Origin of the sequence: Myroides albus (assembly GCF_024722315.1) — a bacterium.
Lineage (GTDB): Bacteria > Bacteroidota > Bacteroidia > Flavobacteriales > Flavobacteriaceae > Flavobacterium > Flavobacterium album_A.
Genome location: NZ_CP102754.1, coordinates 3259357 through 3281688, shown reverse-complemented (window position 1 = coordinate 3281688; position 22332 = coordinate 3259357). Strand labels below are relative to the sequence as shown.

Sequence of the window (22332 nt, the reverse complement as noted above, 5' to 3'; positions counted from 1 at the left end):
TCGTATTCAATCCGCTAACCCCCAATCGCTGAAATATCACCAATTACAGCGACTACTTTAATACTTTAACTATCTTATCTTTGCAATAACAAAGTTCACAAAGAAAAAAATTATGAAAAGAATTGGTCTGAGCATACTATTGCTGTTTTTCGTACAAATAAGCAGTTGGGCTCAAGAAGAAAATCTACAGGTAGAGGTAATCCAGAAGGGAAAAGTAATTCCAATGGACAATGGTATCATCAACCTAAAAAGTGATGCATTTGCATTTGAAATTACTTCTAATAACATTGAGGGATTCTTAATAGGTGCTACTTATGATAGAGGTTTATACCGCTCTGCTATAGGAGAAGCAGACTTAGAAGTGCCTTGGTTTAATTCATTTGCCATTGCTGATGAGAACCACAATCCCAATAAAGAATTAATCATTTCGGATGAAGTGCCTACCTATTGGTTTTATAAGAACGCTATAGAACACCGCTTTGATAGTGCTCCTAAAGGAAATGCAGAAGAATGGGTGGGACAAAGAACAATAGAAGTACTCAATAACTTATCCAGTTATGAAACAGTTCCCTTATCTAAATTTAAAGATACAGTATATGTATATTTCTATTCTCCTGTATATGATGAACAGTACAACCTTACAGAGGCGATCATTTTATATCACGCAGCATTAAAATTTAAGTAAGAAAATGATAGATTACTAAAAAGCCAGATTCAAATGAATCTGGCTTTTGTTATATAATCAGCTCTATATTAATCCACTGTGAACATGTATTGCCATATTCATACATGGTAACTTTACAAGCCTAATTTTTAATCAAATTATACTCTATTGCCATTTTAATAGCAGTACTCAAATTAGAAGTTTGAAACTTCTCGATTAAGTTTTTGCGGTGACTCTCTACCGTATGGTGACTTATAAATAACTTCTCTGCTATTTGATTGGTTGTTAGACCTAATGCAGCCTCTATTAAGATCTCTTTCTCACGACGAGTCAGTTTTGGGATTTGTTTTAAACCCACTTCTTCTTTCTTATCCAATACAATAGTGGACTGAGAACACAAATACTTCTGACCTGTGTGTACAGCCTGTATACCGTGGATTATTTCTTCTACTGAAGCATTCTTCTGAATATATCCCTTGGCTCCTTCTGCTAAGCTACTATTGATAACAGCATATTCGTTGTGTACACTTAACATGATAATCTCTATGTGTGGAAATTTCTGTTTAAGCGGTTTTATTAATTCTAGGGTATTAATATCTGCTAAATTGATATCTAATAGTATGATATCAGTGTTTATAGTTAGCAGCCCCTGCATCATACTTTCTTTATCCGAAAAACATGCGACTACCTCTATTTCTACTTGGTTGCTCAATATATTCTTTAATCCTTCTAATAACAAAGGATGATCATCTGTAATAGCTACTTTTATCATAATTACTTTTTAGGAAATTTAAATTCTACACTTGTTCCTATATTTTCTTCTGAGTGCACAGCTAGTGTCCCTTTCATAAACTGTATGCGCGATTGTATATTGTGAAAACCAGCTGACTTCTTCAAATCTAATTTATTAGTATCAAAGCCTTTTCCGTCATCTTCAACTGTGACAATAATTTCGTGTTCTTCTTCTACCAATTGAATAATAATCTGAGAGGCCTCTGCATGCTTAATAGCGTTGTTTACTAACTCTTGTATAATGCGATAGACCAACAATTGTTTGTCTTGGGATAGAAAACTCGTATAGCTCAGAAATTCGATATGAATATCTAAAGTCTCATTAGACATACGAATGCCAAATTCGTCTAGCGCTTCTTTGAGTCCGTAATTAACTAATAGATCAGGCATCAGATTATGCGCTACTTTGCGCAGCTCTGTGACTGCAGCATCTATTTGCTCCACAGACTTATTCAATCCCTCTTGTGCTGACTCACCTACTTTCTTATATAATTGTGTAAGGTGTAATTTGGTACCTGAGAGTAGTCCTCCCAAACCATCGTGTAAATCACGAGCCAAACGCCCTCTCTCTTGTTCTTGCCCTTGTAAAAGAGCTGTTAAAGTAGATATTTTAGAGTTCTGTTTTTCCTTCTCGATGGCTAAGTGATGTAGTGTATCTCTCTGTTTCATAGTCTTTAGACGTTGTCTATAGGCATATAATAATAGAACAACCACTACTATAAAGAATATCATAGAAGCTACATAAAAAGTGTTGAGCTTATCCTTATAAGCCACAATACTCTTATATGTCAATAAATCTTTATTCTTTTGTTCTGTTTCTAACTGTGATAGACGTAGCTGTTGAGCATTCTTCTGTGCTTCTAGCTCAGAGAACTTCAGCCTGCTACGTTGATTCTCCTCTATCAACTTTAGATTGCTCAACAGCTGCTCTCTCTGCTGAGCTAAAACGTGCATTAGCGCAATCTGTTGTTTGTTCTTCTCTGATTCATATTGAAGTTTGACCAACCTTTGTTGTTGTCTCTCCTTGTCAAACTGAGCTTCTAACTTTCTTACTATTTCTAATTTGTCTTGGTTATACAACTTCTTGAATAACTCCAAGTACTCCTGTTGATAGTGAAAAGCCTCTTTATAATTGCCGTACTCTGCGTATATCTCTACAAGAGATTCATATATATTTAATTCTATATTGCGATCTGCGATACTTGATTTTTCTAGAGCTTGTTTTGCTTCTAACAAGTAAGAAATAGCTCTCTTAGCATCCCCCTCAGCTAAATAAACAGAGGATATAATCCCATAAGATGATGCTATGTGATCTGCCCGCTGTGTTTTTAGTGCAATAGCATTAGCCTTTTTAGCATATTCTAAAGCTTTACAGCGATAGGTGTCAGGAAAAGAATACAGGTATAAACTAGCTAAGTTATTATTGGCAAAAGACAAATCAGAGAGATTATACATGACCTCTTTATTCTGATTAAAGATATCTATGGACTGTAAAAAGTAGCGCTCCGATAAATCTCTATAATTCACATGATCAGGATGAGTACTATACAATCGATCATATAAATTACCCATTTGCATAAAAGCCGAAAACTTAGTCTGCGGCTCGTGTTGTAATAAAGCGTAGCTTAGAGAAGCCTTGGCATATTTTTCATTCAACTCCTCTTCACCTAAACGGTTATAGATAACGCTTAGCTCGCTATTAGCAACAGACTTTCTCTTGTTCAGCGTATTTGAGTTAGGTGCTGATTCGTAGTGCTTGATCGCTGTAATGATGTACTCTACAGCCTTCTCATGATAACCATTACGACTACTTAACCATCCCTCGCTATACGCTAGGTATCCCTTAGTCTCAGCATCATTTGCTTTTATACTGTACTGCTTAGCTAAGTCAAGACTCTTCTCTGCTCCTATAGTATTCTCCATAATGCGCAAATTCATCGCCTGAATGCAGTACAGAATACTGACATCACTATAGTTTTCGCTTTTTAATGCTGTATCGATACTTCGGGTAAGCACACGTTCTGCCTGTTCAAACTCTTTATTGGCATAAAGAGCAGATAGATAAGAGATAACGATGTTGCTCTGTGCTTTATTTTTGTCTTGAATTGCCTTATATTGTTTCTCCCAATATTGTAAGGACTGTGCGTACGCAGACGACGTAGATAATGTACACACTACTACAACCGCGATACCAATTAAATAAGGCCTTACAGACACAATAAGGATTCGAAATATCTTCAAAAAATAAAGGGATTAGGTGTTACGCTCAATGCAAATATATTTATTCTGTTTCTTATTGAAATAAATATCTATAAAAGGTTCATACTGTAATCCTATCTGATATTTAAACGTTAAGTTTTCATCCCATTGCATTGGAGTATCTTCTTCTGGCCAGATCATAGCCCAGCCTTCTGCATATCCATATACTTCCTCATTATTATACATCGGATGGCTCTGCATCCATAAGTCTATATAATTGTCGTTATAGATAGATTGTAAATCAGATAGATCATTGCTATTACAATCATTATCTTTAATCCACTGCTGAACTTCAACATCTCCAAAATGCATTAGATGCTCGAAGTTTGGGTATATTTGTTGAGTTTTAGTCGTTAGAGCTGTGTATTTCGTTAAATCTATTAATTGGATATCAATGGGGTCAAACGAGAATACCTCATCCTTCTCTATTAAAGCCATCCATTGATTCATACATTTGACTATAAAGCTAATACTTTCTTCTTCATTAACATAAGCGGCTGGCTCATCACCTGTTATTGCTTTCACAAAAAGGTGTGCTTCTCTAATCAAAGTCTGCGCTTTCTCTTTTAATTGTTCTATATTCATTTATTATTACTTTAGCACAACAGCTTATTATTTTAGTTTTAGGTATATTCTAAGCAAATCACCGCTTTATTTATAGTTGGGTCATAGAATAAGAATAACATATCAGCAGCACTCTGTTGAAAGTCATATCCTTCTATCGTAGCGATGTGAGGCAGTACTTCACCATTGTGACAAGGCTTTTCTGTTATGTTTTCTCCGCCGTATTTACAGTCTTCTAAAGGAAGGCCTGCTGTATTTAACTCTTCGAAAAGACCGTAAATCTTCCGTTCTAAACGCTCTATATAGTAATCTGAATGTTTTCCATTATCCATATCCTCTACCGTAAGTTGACGCATACGCTCTAAACTGCGGATGTCTTCTACGTGTAAGCCTGGACGATCATAATCTTTATCACATAACTTACCATACTTTTGATAATACGCTTTTTTAAGCTGATAGATGGTCTCGTTCTTATTGTATTCTATCTCTAATCCCGAATAGTCTTGGGCATAATCTTCTGCTGTTATTACAGTATCTACTGAGAAGTAGTTCCAATCAGCATCAAACTTATATTTACCATCTATTACATCAAAACCAAACATATCTGCTTTAGTAAATGTGGTGTGATAATCTGTTGTATCTTCTCCTACACGGCCATCATAAATCTCTTTGACAGACACGATGTGCAACCACGTATCTTTAGTGGTATCTATTAGTTTTAAATTAAAAGAACAGATCGGCAAGAAATACTTCTTGTGATTTTCTATATCATCATAAAATACCTCTTCGTATTCAGGGAATATTTTTATTAATGGGTTCATTTATATACTCTACTTTTTATTTGTTATTCTATTTGCGCCAAGTTTTCATCCAGTCTAGATATTCTTGTTGATAAGGATTGTCATTTAAAGTAATGATCATCTCCTCTAATTCTTGACGATCATACTCATAATCTGTTACAGAAAACATCAAAAAGATGTCTTTTCCAACTATCTGCTTAAAGAATTCTTCTTGTTTTAACTTGACCAAAACAGCAATACAAGTCTGATATAGTGTTTGTTGAAATGCCTCAAACTCTTCATCATCTATTTCTTCGTATTCCTCTTCTTTAAAATCTTCTTCTTCAGCCCAAAAGTCACCTTCCAGAGCATTGTAAAGTGTATTACAGATAGCCGAGAAATCTTCATCTGCTCCATCTCCTTCATAACACCACTCAGCCGGTTCATACTTATAGTACACATAATCTTGTTTTGGCTTGGTCTCTAAATAATCTTGCGTGTTGGTAGAAGGACAAACCGTCATCGCTCCCTCATCACTATATAGAGCGAAACCATAGATATCTTCGCTACCATGAACCGTTACTATTTCTTGAAAAGCCTTACGTGTAGCTGCTTCTATTTGGATAGCTAATGCCTTAAAATCTATATTCATTTCTATAATTTATATCTTCGCAAAAAAGTCAAACTTATTCTTTGCAATTAACTTAGGTTCTTGATTTGGATGTTCTTCATATACTTCTATATGGATTACTTTTACATCATGAGGTATCTTATATTTCTCTTCCTTGCTATAATTGTAACCTGCTATAGTAGCTCCTTCTTTACCAGGTATGTGTTTAATATTTACATAGTACTTAAGCGTTATACCATTGCCTAATTGCTCTGCTTGTTCAAAGCGTATCTTAGAAACTTTGCGAATCTGTAACCCTCTAGAACTAATATTTCCTTGTATGCTAAATCGCAATACATTATCCTCTTTAGACACTAAAGAAACAGCAGGTACAGATCTCTTTGTAACCTCCTGATAAGTGGTATAAGTATGTTGTTTACCCCTATCGGGTACTTGTTGAGTTACTCGTTTTGGCTCAATATGTATAGTTGTTATTTCCAGTGTTTGAGCCTTAGTCTGACAGCCAAACAAAGCAAATATTGACACTAAAATCATAAGGTATTTCATTGCTATATTTTGGTTAAAAGTACTGCTTCTTGTCTTAAAAACGTCTCACTGATAGTAGTGGTTTTCTAATTTTACTACAATATGTATGAAGTAACAAGGCATCTTTATTAATAATAAAGAGAACTTAGATATAAACCTATTGCTTTGATAATCCAGTACATCTACTCTATACTCTTTACCATTCACAGCTATTAATTTCAGTTAGTCAGCCTCACTAACTAGCTGAGTATTCTCTTTCATCTCTTTATTGTTCTAAATACGCTCTACCAGTATAAATATCGATATAATAACTTACTGTTTTATCTTCAAGTTTTACTTGAACTAAACCGTCTGAACGAATGTATTGATAAGCCTTCACACCTAGCTTCTCTTGCTTTTTACTGTCATAGAGTGTATAGTTTTCCTCTTTCTGCAAGGCATAAATACCTTTCGAAATATCCAAAGCAAGTATAGAAGTATACTCTGGTTCTATACTCCATAGTTGAGCTTTTCTATCCCAGACCCCATACTCACTATCACCTTCTTTGCCCTCTATGTTGACAAGATACAATTCATCACTACCTGTATAATACTTTACAGAGGTAACTTTCTGATAAGGTATAACCATTTCTTTAGAAGGCCATACAAGCCTGCCTATTTGATCTGACACCTTAAAACTATCCAAATCAAACTGTTCTACCACCTGACCATGTATATCTAGATAAAGCCAATCATAAGCCCAAATATCGTGATCATAGTTAAAAACACCTATTAAAAAATAAGGAGAATTAGCAATAGAATAAATCAAAGAGGCATTCTTTATAAAGGCTGCTTGCTCAGGCGTTGCTGTTTTAATCTCTTTAGGAAAAGCCTTGTCATACTGAGGATATGGATAGACACTCCCAGTAGTAACATCCTTTAACAACTTTGGTACAATAGGCTCAAAGCGTTCTTGCATCAACTGATCCAGTATAAGGTCTTCATTACCATACTTTATACTAAACGTATTAACACCTTCTAAGTCTTGATGTATTGCTTCCTTCTGCTGTACATCATAAATAGAAAAAGAGTCTTTAAATCCCTTTATAAATCGCTTATTGTCTAAGGTTGTTATCACATCAACATCCTTTTTCTTTAAGTATTGATTCTTAACTACATAAAGTGTCTTGTTCCAATAAATATGCTCATCATCTACTGCCTGGATATCCAAACGAAATCTGGACAATTAGTTAAGCAGCTTTATTACTATTTATTATTTGATTAAATTCGTTGATTGTCTGGTAGTTTAAGTAGGAGTGTCTGCGTCTTTTATTATACCACATTTCGATATATTCAAAGACTTTAGACTCCATTTTCTTTGTACTTAGTTGTAAATTTCCATAAACCATCTCCACTTTTAAGGATTTAAAGAAGCTTTCCGCTACGGCATTATCCCAACAATTTGCTTTTCTACTCATACTTCTAACAACCTTAAATGACTTCAGGTAGTTGGCAAATTTGTAGTTTGCATATTGTACTCCTTGGTCAGAATGGAAAATTAGTCCTTCTTCAAAAGCTCTGTTCTTTTTAGCCATTTTAAAGGCTGCTAAGGTGGTGTTTTCTGTTGACATATCTTTACTCAAACTCCATCCAATAACCTTTCTATCATATAAATCTATTATTGTAGTTAGGTAAATAAACCCTTCTTTAACAGCGATATAAGTAATGTCAGACACCCAGGCTTTCCCTGGTTCAGTTTGTTTAAATTGTCTATCTAAAATATTATCAACCACTAAATAATTGTGTTCAGAGTCTGTGGTTATTCTATATCGTCGAGCTACTTTACTACGTAATCCTAACTCTTTCATATACTTAGCAACGGTAGGTTTTGATATCTTATATCCTCGTGCATTGAGTTCTATTGTAAGACGAGGACTGCCATAACGCTGTTTAAATTCTAGATAAACTTCTGTAATAACACGTTTTAGATTTGCTTTGGCTTGTTGTCTTTTATTAACAGGAGACCGTTTCCAATGATAATAACCACTTCTACTTACCTCTAAAACCTTACACATAATCCCAATCGGAAATTCATGTTCATGATCAAATATGAACATGTAAATCATTTGCCGGTCTTTGAGAAAATGCCGATTGCTTTTTTTAATATTTCATGCTCTAATTCGACAGCTGCTAACTTCTTCTCTAACTCTTTAATTCTTGCTTGTTCTGGAGTAAGTTTTTGTTTCCCATTGCCTGGAAAACTAGCATCGCCTAACTCTTGAGCTTCTTTACACCATTTATACAATAATGTAGGTCTGATTCCAAGCTCACGAGCCAATTCTGATTTGTTTGTTCTTTCCTTAGCCAGTTCAACGGCTTGCTGCTTAAATGCAGCATCGTAGGCCTTTCTAATTCTTTTCATAATTCAAAGATAAGTTTTTATGCTTAACTTAATGTCCAGGCTAAGTTACCAAGTCCAGCCACTGGATTTAGAGTGTAACTATCTTCTAAATAAGGGACTTGTTTTTGCAGTAAGACCTGCTTGGTTTCAATCACCCCAATCTCAATGCTATGATAGGTTTGTTCTTTTTTAATAGCTCCTCCTAAGATATTCCACTCCCAATTCCAGATAGGCATCTTTCTCTGGTATTCTCTACTTTTCTTATAGAGTGTCAATCCATTTACAACTTCTATCTCTATCTCACTCTCTCCTACTTCAAGTACTTCTTTTCCATTGGTATCTATAACAACAAAAGCTCCCTTATTATTTATAACCATCGCATAACCTGTCGAAGTATACATAGACGCACTTTTATACTTTATCCCATTAATAGGCTTTAAACTATCCCTATCTACATAAATAAAGTCATTTTGCTTAGTTAAAAACGCAATAAGTTGAGTAGGTTCTACTTCAGGCATATTGAAAGAGGATTTGTCTTTTCTTACTTGAGCATAAGTTATGATAGAGATCAATATCAAAAGGGTACTTAACACTGCTAGTTTCATACTTTACATTTTTGTATTTGGTAAGTAACAATATTAAAGAGATAAGTAGAAGGAGATAATCCCTATTAGTGGGGAGGTTTTTAATATTTAATAGTTCTGTTATTTTCTAAAACAAACAACTTTAGTATTAAACTAAGATTCATATAGTCAGTAGGTATGGTCTAAAAAAGCTTAATAAAAACATAAATATTTAAACTAATTTAAGGATTGAATTACTGCATACAACTAAACAAAAATAGTCTTTTTGATAAATTAATGTAATTTTGCAAATGTTATTAGCAAATATATCATGGAGAAAGCAGTAAAACCTGAAGAACCTCTTTTCTATATAGGACTATTAATAGTCTTAATTTATTTCATCTATTTGTACTTTTTAGATACTAAACAAAAAAGAAATAGTGCTAAGAAAATAGAGTCTTTAGAAAATAAAATACTCAAAGCAAAACAGAATTACTTAAGCAATAATCAATTATTAAAAGATGAATTGACTAAATACTATCCTGTTGATTGGGTTGAGAGTGCATTCAACGGACAAATTTATAAAGGTATGCCTATAATACTACTTAAAGTTGCTTTAGGAACACCCAAAGATATCGTTTTTAATGGATCACAAGGGCAAGTTTGGAAATATGATTCTAAACAAGAATATAAGTTGCTTATCAATATATGGGATGAGCAGATCACTACTTGGCAACAAATAAATTAAAAGCAAATGAATAAAAAAGAATCATATACTATATTAGGCCTTGAAGAAAATGCTTCTATTGATGAAATTAAACTAGCTTATAGAAAATTAGCAAAACAATATCATCCTGATAGAACCGGTGGAGATGAGTTTTTTACTAATATGTTTAGGAAAATTAATCAAGCATATGAGAATCTACTCTCTAACCATGACCTAAATTACAACTATAAAACACACTCTTCCCAAGAAAACACCAAACATAAAAGAGTTATTCTCAATCCTAATGTTGATAATTGGATTGAAAAACGTCATCAACTATTTGATTTTATAGACTATTCAAAAAGGCAACTAGACTATTTAAAAAATAGAAAGACAAAAAGAGCTTTATCGTTAGCTAATATCTTAAAACTTGTAGGAATTGCATTACTAATTGCTATTGTTTTCAACCCTTACACAGTAGAGAAAGTAACTGCTAAACCCAAAGATATAAAAACTACAAAATGGAAAACAACTTCTAAAACTAGTTTATATCCTTCTCCTGATAGTCAAACACACCCTATAGGTGAATTAGCACAAGGACAACCTTTAGATAGTATAGGCGCTACTAAGTATTTTTTTAAGGTTCAAGTTCTCAATGCAGATAATATACAAACTGGCTATGTCTTAAAACGAAAAATAAGTAAATAAAAAGACTATGAATGAAAAATATTACAATCTTTTACAAAAAAAAGAACGTCTAAAAAAAGATAATAGAGATATGTTAATCGCTGGAATAATCGGTGTTCTATTAGCATATTTTATGATAACAAGTCCATCCTACCCCTCGAAAGATTCTTTTACATGGAACAATCTTTTATCACTTTATGCTATGGCTTTTTATATTGGCTTTTCTTTTGTAGCTGGTTGGAAATTACTACATAATTTTACTGCTAAATTCTTTTTATTTTTACCTATTATAGGTTGGGTTATTTATTTATTTATAAAAATAGCTTTATCCCTAGTTATTGGTTCTTATTTATATGGTATATTTCGTTTTTTCAATAACTTATATCAAACCTATCTAATTGATAAACAAACATCTGATTATTAAAATATTATTTATACTTAAAACACCATAAATCATGGTAAGCTTAAAGGATATTGGGACATTTAAAACCGTTCCCCCTATTGTCAATGCAATTATATCAGGAGATATTACTCTATTAGATCAGTATTATGCTGAAGGTTGGGATATTGAGAAACAGATTTCTATTGGAAAACATACCGATGAGTCTCCTTTAGATTTAGCTCTAATTATGGAAAACTTCGATACTCTTAAATGGCTTATTAGTAAAGGGGTAAACCTAAATGCAAAAGACAATCCCAGCTTTTTAAGTGCTGTTCGCTATTGCAAGGCGGATATTATCAATTATCTAGTAGCACATGGAGCTAAAGTAAATGTAGTAAATCACCTCAAATCTGATGCTTTTCAGCAAGCTTTATATGGCAAGTCTTATGATAATTTAGCTCTTATCCACAGCTTAGGACATACAGTAGAGAAATATGGTGGTCTAGCCTTTCGTCAAGCAGTTAGCGATCGTAACTATAAAGTATTAGACTTCTTTATTTCTTTTAATGTTGACATCAATTACAATAAAGCCGATATGGTGTATCCCTTTAAACCTACTGCGCTGTGTGTAGCTGCAAGATATGTAGATCTTCACATGTGTAAATACCTTGTCCAACACGGTGCAGATGTAACACTCGCTGAGAAAGATGGCATGCGTCCATACAGTATTGCTTTAGAGAAAGCAGATAGTGAAATGGCAGACTACTTTAAGTCTATAGAACCAGCAGATTTCCACAATCTAAGTAATAAACTCGATGAGTTAAAAGCCTATAAGCTACCTAAAGTCCTTTTAGAGTTCTTACAAGGAGATAATTTACGCATTGACTTACCTGATTCAGACTTTGAGTATATTGAGTTCTTTACCTTACTCGAGACAGCTGCGTTCAAATTTGCAAGGCAGAAACTACTTCGCATTTCTAAACAAACTGGAGATTACACAGATACTATTATTGTTTGGAATCCAAAGGCTAAGAAAATAGCTTGTTATGATTTAGAACATCAACAGCTTACAGATCTGTGCACTTTCGAAGAGTTTATTGCAAGTCCAACTAGACAATTAGATAAGTTCTTTAATTAGAAAGAATAGAATTAAATAACTATCAAAAAAGGTTACCTTACAGTACCTCTTCCTCCTCTACGGAGTCTCCCGACTTCGTAGTTATCTATAAATGCCAAAAGCCACTGTATTCAATACTATAGATTTATCTGAATATGTATTACATATATGATATTCTACATGGATTTACTTAGTATAAGGAATAAAGCCATATCCTTGTAGCTTTCTAAATGCCTCTATAAGCAATAAATCATAATTCACTTTATAATCTATATCCTCATTACCCCCTATTTCTCTTATATATTTGATTCTAAAATCATCTATATCTTCATTATTTAAATTATAAATAACATTTAGTTTAAATTCATGTAGTTGAATATATTTATCTCCTTCTATTGTCTTGTCTTCATTGTTTAAATATTCGGCTACGAAAACTTTAAAAACTTCATCCCTTATATCGTCTATTTCATGTCTATAACGAGATGGGTAAGTAACTAAACTATATTTTTTTAGAAATTCCTGATTTTTATCAAAATATTGTTGATTATAGAAATTATCCTTCACTTTAAGTAATGCTTTCTCTAAATGTCCCCATCCACCTAACATCTCACTTATAATTTCAAATACTATTACAAGAGATATTTTATCCTTCGATAAAACTATGCCTCTATTAATTTTAACATACCTTTCTATTGATAATATAAAAGTATTGCTCTTAAAAAGACTTCTTAAGTTAATAGTTCTATTCTTTGATAAAATCTTCAAAACCGCTGATAATAAATGCACTACCAAATCTTGTTTAACTATCTCTTCTTTTGATGAATTTATAAATACTGATTGATCTATAATAGCAGTAATTTTCTGTGTTAAATACTTGAAATTATCATAGATAAAAGGCTTCACAGAATAGAACTTATCCATATACCCCGAAAAGTCAACACCTACTCCATATTTATGTGCATAGATCTTACGGATATTCTCTATATCACAGACAAAAACAACCTTGTCAAAACCAAACTTATTCTCTCCTGTTATTGAATGTGTATGAGCAGAAAAGATATTAAACAACCTAAAGATATGGTCAGGGTCTAAACGATCTAAATCATCTATAACTAATACTGTCTTATTCGTTCTCTTCTTACCTTCTTCTTTAGTTATTTTATCCTGATCTGGTAATACATCCCCTTTTAATCTATCAACCAAATTAAAGATAAACTGTGAAGTCGCATCCATTTCATAAGGACTACCTTTCTTACTTTCGAATGTTTCTAAAAAGCCAAATACATCACTTGACTCGTCTATATTTATTTCCTTACTATATTCTTTAAAGTCCTTTACTAAAGGTTTTACTACTTCGATAAACTTTGCTACAGGTTTACCGATTGTCTCATGAAGAGAAATAATATGCAAAAACAAAGGCATTAAATCTGCCTTATTCTGCATAAACATGGACATACGCAACCAAAAGTCAAAGTCTACTTTTGCTAAAGCTATTTCTTCATTATGATGCGCCATCAGCTCATACAGAATATCAAACTTGATTAACTCAAATATATCCTCATTAGCAGATACAGCATAGTTTACTGGATACAGTCTTATAAAGCGATATTCATCTTTATACTTATCTTCAAAGTCATTAATAAATGTAGACTTCCCTGCCCCAAAAGGAGCAGTGAATAATATGCGTTGGTTAAACTCTAAATCAAGGTGTTCTTTAAACTCCGTTATAATAGAGTCGTTAGGTATTTTTATACTTTCTTTTTGTGTCATAATCTTCTATTTCTCTTCCATCCACATCTTATTAATTCCATGAATCTAATTGCATGTTAGACGGAAGTATTCCGTCTATACTGATGTAACGAATATATTAATTTAAGAATCTACTATTTCCTCCCCTTCACATAATCCCCTAACATTCTCTCACTTGGTACATAACCTAACTCTTTATTCTTCTCTAATAACAAAGTTGCCAGTTTAAAGAAATCATGAGGTGTAGTACTCCACAGTGACAATGTATCGATCATCGCCTCCATATCTTTAGTTTTAGACATACGAGAGTCAGCACCGCGTGTACCACTACTTATGCTACTCAGCTCTTTACCTGTTAGCATAATAGTTTTTAGCTCTAAGATCACACTTCGTTGCTCTCCTTTAGGCAGTAAACTAAGTAAAAGTGATTGAATACCATTATAAAACAAATCATACGATTTCTCTGGATCTTGTAAAGTATCTTCTTCCAAAAGGGCTGTCCAACGAGAATCCTCTTTGTCTTGTCCAATTTCTATCAATAGTGCTTCCGAATTACCTTTTTGTGCCTCTGTAATGCGTTTCGCAGTAGAGATTAACTCTTCTATCTTCTTTTTTTCTATTCCCATAGCCAACTGATTAAGCTGTTAGTATATTTAATTTCTTTTTCATTTCTTGCACAGCAGCATCGATACTCTTCTTACCTATAGCATCGAATATGATTGGCTTAATAGCAGCTGCCGAATTTGGCAAATACTTAGCAAAACGGGGGAAATCCCTCGTCTGAGTTGCTCTATCTGCACAATCTAAGTAAACGCCGTATAACATCGAAGGATGCATATCTAACCCCTTTGCTAATTTATTAATCTTAATTGGGTTATTTATTAGCTGTTGTAGCATCGGCATTTTATCCTTACTCACAAACACCTCACGAGCAAAAGCATCGGCATTGTCCTCTGATACAAACAAATCTTTATTCTCCATATCTGATATGTGGTAACTCGCTGTCTTGAGGTAATCGTAATCTTCTAATACGTGATAAAGTTCATGTAGCAGAGTAAACCACAATTTATAATACTGTTTTCCCATATCGGTAATCACGATACAAGGCTTATCATTTACAATCATACTTACCCCAAAAGCCTTAGTTTTGCTCAAATAAGATTGCACAATGACAGTAATCCCCAATTGAAAAAGAACATACTGAGCCTGACTAAAACCATCTTTAACATCATTCGTCAGTGTCTTGATTCGTTTCAAAAACTCAATCAATAGCTCTCTATTATATTCATTTGGATTGTCAATTCTACTGAAACTTAAGAGATTAGATTTAATCCAAAAATCTTGTGCTTTTTGTTCTTTACTGGGTCTAACACTCATCTTAGACTTACTAAATAAAGGAGTTTTAATAGATTGGTCACCATATTCTGTGATATGATTATAACCAAAATAAGTACACAATTCTTTATCTATCGTACTATAGTCTGTAGTGCTACTGATAACCTTATTCGCTTTTAATTCTGCTAAATCAAAATGTTCTAAAAGAAAAGATACCTTAGTTGTAAAATCAAAGTACGCACCACTTTCCTCTTTCACTTGTCTCTCAAAGCTATGCACTAAAGTATCTTGACTAATATTCAACAGTTTTGATATCTTGATTGCTATACTCATCTTCATATCCTCCCCTTCAAGAATAGATCGAAGTGTTTTCCTATTAATATCTAAAATAGTTGCTAAGCCTAACTCAGACAGATTATTTTCTTCTATATAACCACTGAGCATCTCGGCAATCGACAACCCCTGATACCTATCGTCTTTAAAATTACCCTTTACAATTCTCATAACATGTCCATTTTAGGACAAAAATACAAAATAATTTTATATAAAACAAAAACCATTGTCCCAAAAAGGACAATGGTTTGCAAAATAATTCATTTAATAACTAATATTCTTACAGAAATCCGTAAACACCTCTATTATTTGAGTAAAGTGGTTTGTCGGAAATACCGACAGACCACTGTTCAAAGTTTTTAAAATTGAGTATCGTTTATTTGTTTGACAGTTTACGATTAACCGACAAAGAGTTTTCCCTATTTAGACTGCTGAGGACGATAAGACAATTACAAAGTTCGAAGCAAAACTACTTATAAGAATTAGACACGATATCGGTAGTCAATACCAAGCTGATAGGGGGGGTGTTCGGAGATAGTGGGAGGATGATTCGGAGAAACGCCTTCATTCCCAGTAAATACCGTACATTGTCGCACCAATATCCGAACAAAAGCCGCTGCATCAAATTAGTTAAATCAACGAAAGTAAGGCTATTACTGGTTTCAGTGGTAGTTATGTTTCAATAACGAAGGGGTGAAATAAGCTGATTTTGGCTTATTTATGTCGGTTTTTACCAAGTAGAAAAAAAGGGAAGATACAACCAAAGAAATGTGTTATATCCAAAATTTGGATACACTACTTCTAACGAAGTTAATTGCAAAATCATTGAATAAAGTTACAATAAAAAAATTGGCTTAGGAATTAAGCCAATTTTTGAATAGAGGCGCCTTCTCACGACTCACAATAATTTCTCTATCGGGATCATTTACAAGTACTACTTTTAATTTTCCATTAAAGTAATTGTGGATACTCCCTATGCTGTCAATGTGTAAAATATGTTGTCTATTTGCCCTAAAAAAAACGGTAGAGTCAAGTTCTTCTTCTAATTCATCCATCGTTTGACTTACAATCATTTCAGACTTATCACTTAAACACAAATGCGTAATTTTTTGTTCTGAATCAATAGCGTCCTAAATAAATTTAGTACATAGAATATCCTCCCACTTTAGTAGGATACGAGTATATATATGATGATTTTTAAAACAGAACCCCCTGTTGTAATTTAGGAGGTGGTTTTTCTACTTCATTTAGCGGATTATCGAGCCATAATTTCAGCTGAATCTTCACAAAGAGATTTAATCTTATAAAAGCGACTAAATTGGATAAATGCCACTTGAATTTAGACTGTGCTCGCAATGCTTTTAGTATTAAAATGGTAATTAACGCCGTCCAAATTTGTATCATCACAGCGTTTTCAGATGTTCCTATAAAAGATTTGATATGCAGTAACTGCTTTAAATCTCTAAAGAATATTTCTACCATCCATCTACTTTTATACAATTCACTTATAGTATTTGCAGTCCAATTAAATTGATTGGTAATGAGTTCAATGACCTGATTATTTTGCTCATCCCACACTGCTACACGCCTTAATTTTTTCGGATATATCTGCTTTGACCTTGTATTAGTTAAGCTAATTAACTCATCTTTTAAGATGTTTTGATGTCTGTTCTCTGGAAGCTCTAATTCCTTAATAGTTTCAAATTTCAAATTGTCTTTATGTCTAATCACAAAGAATACTTGTTTGCTGTCCCAAACATTTAAAAGGCTAAAATCATTGTAGAATCGATCAGCAACTATAACACTGCCTTTGAGTAATGGGATATCATAAGCTCCTTTATTATCAGCCGTTTTACCATTTGTAATATTAATATAGGCTGGTAAATTCCCATCAAAATCAAGGAGTGTATGCATTTTAACAGCACCTTTATTGGTCTTGTATTTTGCCCAATCAAAGATGCTCAAACACAGAGATATGGTTGTGGAGTCTAATAACAGGATTTTTGACTTGATTCGGAACTTCACCTGCTTAAACTTGGGATGCTGTCCTAAACTTTCGAGCAAAGTAAAATAGTACTCTTTAAAGAGCTCATGGGATCTTTTTTTATTCTGATAACTGATTGATGATTTAGATGGGGCTATAGTTAAACCTAAATGATTTAAGTTTCCAGTAGCAGAGCGAAGGCCATTACTAATATCACGAACAGATTTACTACGGGCAAAATGGCAAAATAGCATAGATACTAAATGACTCCAACTATCAAAACCCTTGTTGTGTTTATCTGTTTGCCTTTCCTTTACTATTTTCTTAAACTTTGAACGATCTAGTTTTTGGATTATTTGAGAAAATAAAGTTACATTTGTCATAGAGAGAGTGTTTTTTGGTGTGCAACTCAAAGATAATTTGAGATCCTTAATTTACTCTCTTTTTTTGTACCTTTTTTTTAAACGTTTAGGACGTTATTGGTTCTGAATAAATAAAATCTACGTCCTCTACCTTTACGGTTTTAAATCCATCTTTGTAAGGTATCAAAAAACGAGAGCGATGCGTGACCTCTTTCTTGTGTAGATGTCCCAGGATATCCTTGATAGAATCAGTAAATGACGGGACAACTTGTCTTGACTTGAACTTGTTCAAGGCTCTCTCTAGATCTTCCTCTTGTACGGGTTTCATGATATAGTCAATGCTGTTGACTTTAAACGCTTTTAGCGCGTACTCATCGTAGGAAGTAGTAAAAATAACTGGTACTTGAATATCTATCTCCTCAAATATTTCGAAACACAAACCATCTTCTAATCGAATATCCATAAATATCAAATCAGGAGCTTCTGACTGTTTTAACCACGCTACACTCTCCTTCACACTTTCCAGTACGGTAATAACCTCTATTTGACTATCTATACTTTGCAATAAACGAGTTAATTTATTTGCATTTCTAATTTCATCTTCAATAATTAATGCCCTCATACTATCCTTTTTTACTTTGCCTGTCTGTTTAATAACAGAGGCAATTTTACTTTAAAATAAACTTCTGTTTGCTCTACAATCACTTTAGCCTCACTGAGCAGTCTATAGCGATCATCAATATTGCTCAATCCTACTTTCGAAGAAGGAATAGAAACCACCAAGGGCTGTATATTGTTCTCAACGATTACAAAATTGCCATCAATGTAAATATCTATCACTAATGGACATTCTTTTGATGCTCTATTGTGCTTTACAGCATTTTCAACCAATAGTTGCAGTGAGATTGGTGCAACATAAAACTGCTGACTAAGTTCTTTATCTATATTAATGTGCAATTGCACCTTTGCTCCCATTCGCTCGTGAATCAAATAAAAATATGATTCGACAAAAGTCAATTCCTCCTTTAGGCTAACCACGTTCTTTCGTATGTTGGATAACATATAGCGGTAAACTAAAGACAAATTATCGATAAATTTGATAGCTATAGCCTGATCTTCAACCACCAACTCAGAAAGCGTGCTAAAGTTGTTAAACAAAAAATGAGGATCTAACTGCATGCGCAAAGATTCAAGTTCAGCTTGACTGGCGATGCGCTCAAGCTTTTCGGCTTTTAGTTGTAGCTCAGCCGCTTTCATCATAGAATCCCTCCAATTCTTTATCAAGAAATACCCTGTGTGAACTGCACTGATAAAAATAGCCGTATTAATGCTGATAATCAAAGATTGCCACAAGTCAATTTTGTCCTCTAAAGCCAAACCGTTACTTCTATCTATAGGTATCCAGACCAAAAAAGCCAAATTAATCCCGAAGTACACGATAAATATCAAGCCTATTAGAGCCAGTACTTGTACAATGGCACGAAGAGCCGCCGACTTATCCCAGGGGATCCACTTATTAAGTACTCTACTTACCCATAAGCTAATCTCCGTAATAATAGCACAATAGGCTATCAAAAAGAGAATCGATTCAAATATCTCGCTTTCTCCCTCTATGTAATACCACTCTGGATCGTAAGGATTCAAAAGAAAGTGAGAAAATAGGTATAGAACTAATACCAAAGGAATCACCATCAAACGATAGTGTTTGATGAACATGGATTCTTCAACTTTCTTGTTCTTAGCCATTGTTTCTATTTTGATACAAAAATAATAGTTGTTTGGCTTTAATCATACAAAACTTTAACTCAAACTGAAATTTCACAAGATGAAACGTAAAAATAAGCCGCCAAAATACAAAGTAATTTTAACTTATAAGCCAAACGTACAATTATCCAGTGACAGTATATACTTTCTCCTACTAAAAAACAGATAAACTTCTCTTTATCAAATAGTTTGTATTTTACTGCGATAAGCACGCCTTCTCATCTTGGGGTATAGGGTAAGAAAAAAGAGCCATCACTTTTAGCAATGGCTCTACTTAAACCTAGAACACTTTTAACAAAACCTATGAAGAAATTTCTGATTTGAAAGTGGATAGAGGGAGCCGCCCTCTATCCGACAAACCAAAACAAAAAATTACAATTTGTAATTAATTCTTTCTTGTAAATACAAAAACCTTTCCATTTTTAAAATCAATAGATAATAAATTGCCTTTTTTCAACTTCTCAAGTAAAAAAATAATACCCAAAACGCATAAAACTACCTTGTAAACAAACACTACAGATCACAAAAACAACTAATAATCAAGGCTTAAAGCAAGTATTCTAATCTAACTCTAATACTACATTAAATTTCTTTAATGCTGAAAAACAAGTATTTATATATTTTATTTTTGCTTTTGAGAAACAACAGTTGCTATGAATATCTTATTAATTGAAGACGAAGTAAGCGTATCGAACTTCATTCGCAAAGGCCTTGAAGAAAGCCAACACTGTGTGACCTTAGCCTATGAAGGTACAATGGGGTTAAAACTTGCCATGGAACAGGAGTTTGATTTAATTATCATGGATGTCATACTGCCTAATATGAATGGTTTTGAAATCTGTCACCACGTAAAAAAATACAAATCAGACATCCCTATTCTGATGTTGACAGCTTTATCAACTATTAAAGATAAAATCAACGGTTTTAACCAAGGAGCAGATGACTACTTGACAAAACCTTTTCACTTTGAAGAACTGCTGGTGAGAATTAAAGCTATCACAAGAAGGAATCAAATGGCTATGCCTACCTTGAGTTATACAGCAAGAGATCTAAAAATGGATTGCTATAAGAAAATAGTAACTCGTGGAGATACAGAAATTAGCCTTACCCAAAAAGAGTACACCTTATTGGAATACTTTTTGGTTAACAAAAACAGAGTTTTAACCAGAACTCAGATAGCAGAAGCAGTTTGGGGAATTGGTTTCAACAGAGGAACAAATCTAATAGATGTATATGTCAATTACCTGAGAACTAAGATAGACAGGGACTTCCCTACAGCTTTAATTCACACGGTTATCGGAATGGGATATATACTTAAAGACGCCGATTAAAAATGAAAATACGCACCCGTTTATCCTTGCAATTTCTTGGGTTATTTGCCATTTTACTTCTTGGAGTATTAGCCACAATCTATATGCTTGTCTCCTCTCATTGGCAAAACAACTTTTTTCGCCAATTAGAAGAACGCGCATTTACTGTTGGGCATAACTACTTAGCAGAAGACAATTTTACAACCGAACAATACAGTGAAGTCTTGATGAAGTTTCCGCGTACACTTCCCCAAGAGCAAATTAGGATATACAATGCTGAAGATTACTCTCCTACTTTTATCCAAGAAGGACAACTTAAATGGGACAGAGCAACCTTAGAAACGATTAATGACAAACACAAACTTTACATTAAAAATGGCGATGAGTACATCGTTGGAATTTACTATAAGGATAACGAAGGCAATTTTATAATCATTGCAAAAGCCAGGGATGAAGTGGGGACAGCAGCCCTAAGCCAATTGCAAACAGTCATGTTAATTAGCTTAATCATCGCGCTATTAATCACTTTTTTCTTATCGCGTTTGTTTGCCCAATACCTCCTTGCCCCCATTACCAATATCATTAATCACATCCAGGATAAAAATGTACAGACCCTCGAAAGACCCATTCCAACAGAGGATATGTCTAAAGATGAGATTCACACCCTTAGTATCACTATCAATTCCCTGTTCAAACGCTTACACGAAACCTTCGAAAACCAACAAGCTTTCGTCTCCCATGCCTCTCATGAACTAAAGACACCTATTGCCTCTGTACTTGGCAATGCAGAAATAACCCTGCGTCAGAAAAGAGATACACAAGAGTATCAACAAGTCCTTCAAGGTATTGTCAAAGATGCCATACACATGGATAAGATTATTAGCAATCTGCTGGCTCTATCGCAAATAGACAGTAGCGTATATCCACTGAACAAAGTCTGTTTTGAAGAATTTTGGTGGTCCACCATAGATCACTTAATTGCTCATAAGACGGATATAAATATCAACCTTTCTATTCACACCAAAGAAGACTTACACAACTTATACTTTCAAGGAAATAGTCAATTATTAGAATTAGCCATTTCTAATATCATCTTGAATGCTGATAAGTTTTCGAATAATAAAACTATTGATCTAACCTTGCATACAACCCCAACCCATATTGTCATAACAGTAAAAGACTACGGAATAGGGATTAAGAAAGAAGACTTAGATAAACTGACTTTGCCCTTCTTTCGCTCAAGCAACGCCTTTGGAATTAAGGGAACGGGATTAGGTTTATCTCTTTCCTCAAAAATTATAAACCTACACAAAGGCGATATGAAGATAGAATCTCAGTTAAACCACTATACGATAGTGACAATTTCGGTGCCGCTTATAAAAAGAGATTAAAACTTTTTAATCTCTTTTTAATCACTCTCTAAAGTCTTCTTTAACTCCCTCTAAT

General features: G+C 33.7%; 24 protein-coding genes. 7 read left to right on the top strand and 17 right to left on the bottom strand.

From position 1 onward, the window contains the following. The first annotated feature begins 112 nt into the window (after positions 1-112). The gene (locus NWE55_RS14565) at positions 113-685 is read left to right on the top strand and encodes a hypothetical protein (RefSeq protein WP_258204331.1); all 573 of its coding nucleotides are present in this window, start codon (positions 113-115) and stop codon (positions 683-685) included. 121 nt (positions 686-806) lie between these two features. Here NWE55_RS14565 and NWE55_RS14560 read toward each other — a convergent pair whose 3' ends face one another. From NWE55_RS14560 to NWE55_RS14515, 10 genes are all read right to left on the bottom strand, one after another. Continuing rightward, entirely contained in the window at positions 807-1436 is a 630-nt protein-coding gene (locus tag NWE55_RS14560; protein ID WP_258204330.1) for a response regulator transcription factor, read from the bottom strand. Between the two features lie 2 nt (positions 1437-1438). Next, positions 1439-3697 carry a sensor histidine kinase gene (locus NWE55_RS14555; protein WP_258204329.1) on the bottom strand — a complete coding sequence of 753 codons (2259 nt, stop codon included), beginning with the start codon at positions 3695-3697 and terminating at the stop codon, positions 1439-1441. Positions 3698-3709: 12 nt separating this feature from the next. Beyond that, positions 3710-4300: a hypothetical protein gene (locus tag NWE55_RS14550; protein WP_155092240.1), complete on the bottom strand. Its 591-nt coding sequence runs from the start codon at positions 4298-4300 to the stop codon at positions 3710-3712. A 38-nt stretch (positions 4301-4338) separates the two neighbouring features. Continuing rightward, the gene (locus tag NWE55_RS14545; RefSeq protein WP_155092239.1) at positions 4339-5100 is read right to left on the bottom strand and encodes a hypothetical protein; all 762 of its coding nucleotides are present in this window, start codon (positions 5098-5100) and stop codon (positions 4339-4341) included. A 28-nt stretch (positions 5101-5128) separates the two neighbouring features. Further along, positions 5129-5710: a DUF4303 domain-containing protein gene (locus NWE55_RS14540; RefSeq protein ID WP_155092238.1), complete on the bottom strand. Its 582-nt coding sequence runs from the start codon at positions 5708-5710 to the stop codon at positions 5129-5131. A gap of 9 nt (positions 5711-5719) precedes the next feature. Next, positions 5720-6235, bottom strand: coding sequence for a hypothetical protein (locus NWE55_RS14535; protein WP_155092237.1), 516 nt, complete (start codon positions 6233-6235; stop codon positions 5720-5722). 244 nt (positions 6236-6479) lie between these two features. Further along, a complete protein-coding gene (locus NWE55_RS14530) occupies positions 6480-7439 on the bottom strand; it encodes a hypothetical protein (RefSeq protein ID WP_258204328.1) in 960 nt (319 codons plus the stop codon). A gap of 4 nt (positions 7440-7443) precedes the next feature. Then, a complete protein-coding gene (locus NWE55_RS14525) occupies positions 7444-8310 on the bottom strand; it encodes an IS3 family transposase (RefSeq protein ID WP_258204062.1) in 867 nt (288 codons plus the stop codon). Positions 8311-8315: 5 nt separating this feature from the next. Further along, the gene (locus NWE55_RS14520; RefSeq protein ID WP_240142878.1) at positions 8316-8615 is read right to left on the bottom strand and encodes a transposase; all 300 of its coding nucleotides are present in this window, start codon (positions 8613-8615) and stop codon (positions 8316-8318) included. 23 nt (positions 8616-8638) lie between these two features. Continuing rightward, complete coding sequence (locus NWE55_RS14515) at positions 8639-9199, bottom strand: hypothetical protein (RefSeq protein ID WP_258204327.1); 561 nt, start codon at positions 9197-9199, stop codon at positions 8639-8641. A gap of 289 nt (positions 9200-9488) precedes the next feature. Between NWE55_RS14515 and NWE55_RS14510 the strand changes: the two genes are divergently transcribed. From NWE55_RS14510 to NWE55_RS14495, 4 genes are read left to right on the top strand one after another with little or no spacing between them, the layout of a single operon-like run. Then, positions 9489-9905, top strand: a complete 417-nt coding sequence (locus NWE55_RS14510) for a hypothetical protein (RefSeq protein ID WP_155092235.1) — start codon at positions 9489-9491, stop codon at positions 9903-9905. Between the two features lie 6 nt (positions 9906-9911). Further along, positions 9912-10571: a J domain-containing protein gene (locus NWE55_RS14505; RefSeq protein ID WP_155092234.1), complete on the top strand. Its 660-nt coding sequence runs from the start codon at positions 9912-9914 to the stop codon at positions 10569-10571. A gap of 7 nt (positions 10572-10578) precedes the next feature. Then, the gene (locus NWE55_RS14500; RefSeq protein WP_258204326.1) at positions 10579-10974 is read left to right on the top strand and encodes a hypothetical protein; all 396 of its coding nucleotides are present in this window, start codon (positions 10579-10581) and stop codon (positions 10972-10974) included. Between the two features lie 31 nt (positions 10975-11005). Beyond that, complete coding sequence (locus tag NWE55_RS14495) at positions 11006-12070, top strand: ankyrin repeat domain-containing protein (protein WP_160339925.1); 1065 nt, start codon at positions 11006-11008, stop codon at positions 12068-12070. 165 nt (positions 12071-12235) lie between these two features. Here NWE55_RS14495 and NWE55_RS14490 read toward each other — a convergent pair whose 3' ends face one another. The 7 genes from NWE55_RS14490 to NWE55_RS14460 form a co-directional block, all read right to left on the bottom strand. Beyond that, the gene (locus NWE55_RS14490; RefSeq protein WP_258204325.1) at positions 12236-13819 is read right to left on the bottom strand and encodes a P-loop NTPase fold protein; all 1584 of its coding nucleotides are present in this window, start codon (positions 13817-13819) and stop codon (positions 12236-12238) included. 113 nt (positions 13820-13932) lie between these two features. Next, positions 13933-14424, bottom strand: a complete 492-nt coding sequence (locus tag NWE55_RS14485; protein ID WP_258204324.1) for a hypothetical protein — start codon at positions 14422-14424, stop codon at positions 13933-13935. 10 nt (positions 14425-14434) lie between these two features. Further along, positions 14435-15637, bottom strand: a complete 1203-nt coding sequence (locus NWE55_RS14480; protein ID WP_160339241.1) for an ImmA/IrrE family metallo-endopeptidase — start codon at positions 15635-15637, stop codon at positions 14435-14437. 683 nt (positions 15638-16320) lie between these two features. Beyond that, positions 16321-16590, bottom strand: coding sequence for a LytR/AlgR family response regulator transcription factor (locus tag NWE55_RS14475; RefSeq protein ID WP_258204730.1), 270 nt, complete (start codon positions 16588-16590; stop codon positions 16321-16323). Positions 16591-16663: 73 nt separating this feature from the next. Continuing rightward, a complete protein-coding gene (locus NWE55_RS14470) occupies positions 16664-17833 on the bottom strand; it encodes an IS4 family transposase (RefSeq protein ID WP_160339887.1) in 1170 nt (389 codons plus the stop codon). Between the two features lie 85 nt (positions 17834-17918). After that, positions 17919-18434: a LytR/AlgR family response regulator transcription factor gene (locus NWE55_RS14465; protein WP_258204323.1), complete on the bottom strand. Its 516-nt coding sequence runs from the start codon at positions 18432-18434 to the stop codon at positions 17919-17921. Positions 18435-18445: 11 nt separating this feature from the next. Then, positions 18446-19558, bottom strand: a complete 1113-nt coding sequence (locus NWE55_RS14460) for a sensor histidine kinase (protein ID WP_230381520.1) — start codon at positions 19556-19558, stop codon at positions 18446-18448. A gap of 671 nt (positions 19559-20229) precedes the next feature. On the opposite strand from NWE55_RS14460, the gene NWE55_RS14455 reads away from it, so the two are divergent. Together NWE55_RS14455 and NWE55_RS14450 are read left to right on the top strand one after the other, a co-directional pair. After that, positions 20230-20907 carry a response regulator transcription factor gene (locus NWE55_RS14455; RefSeq protein WP_155092224.1) on the top strand — a complete coding sequence of 226 codons (678 nt, stop codon included), beginning with the start codon at positions 20230-20232 and terminating at the stop codon, positions 20905-20907. Positions 20908-20909: 2 nt separating this feature from the next. Beyond that, positions 20910-22277: a sensor histidine kinase gene (locus tag NWE55_RS14450; RefSeq protein ID WP_155092223.1), complete on the top strand. Its 1368-nt coding sequence runs from the start codon at positions 20910-20912 to the stop codon at positions 22275-22277. The last annotated feature ends 55 nt before the right edge of the window (positions 22278-22332 follow it).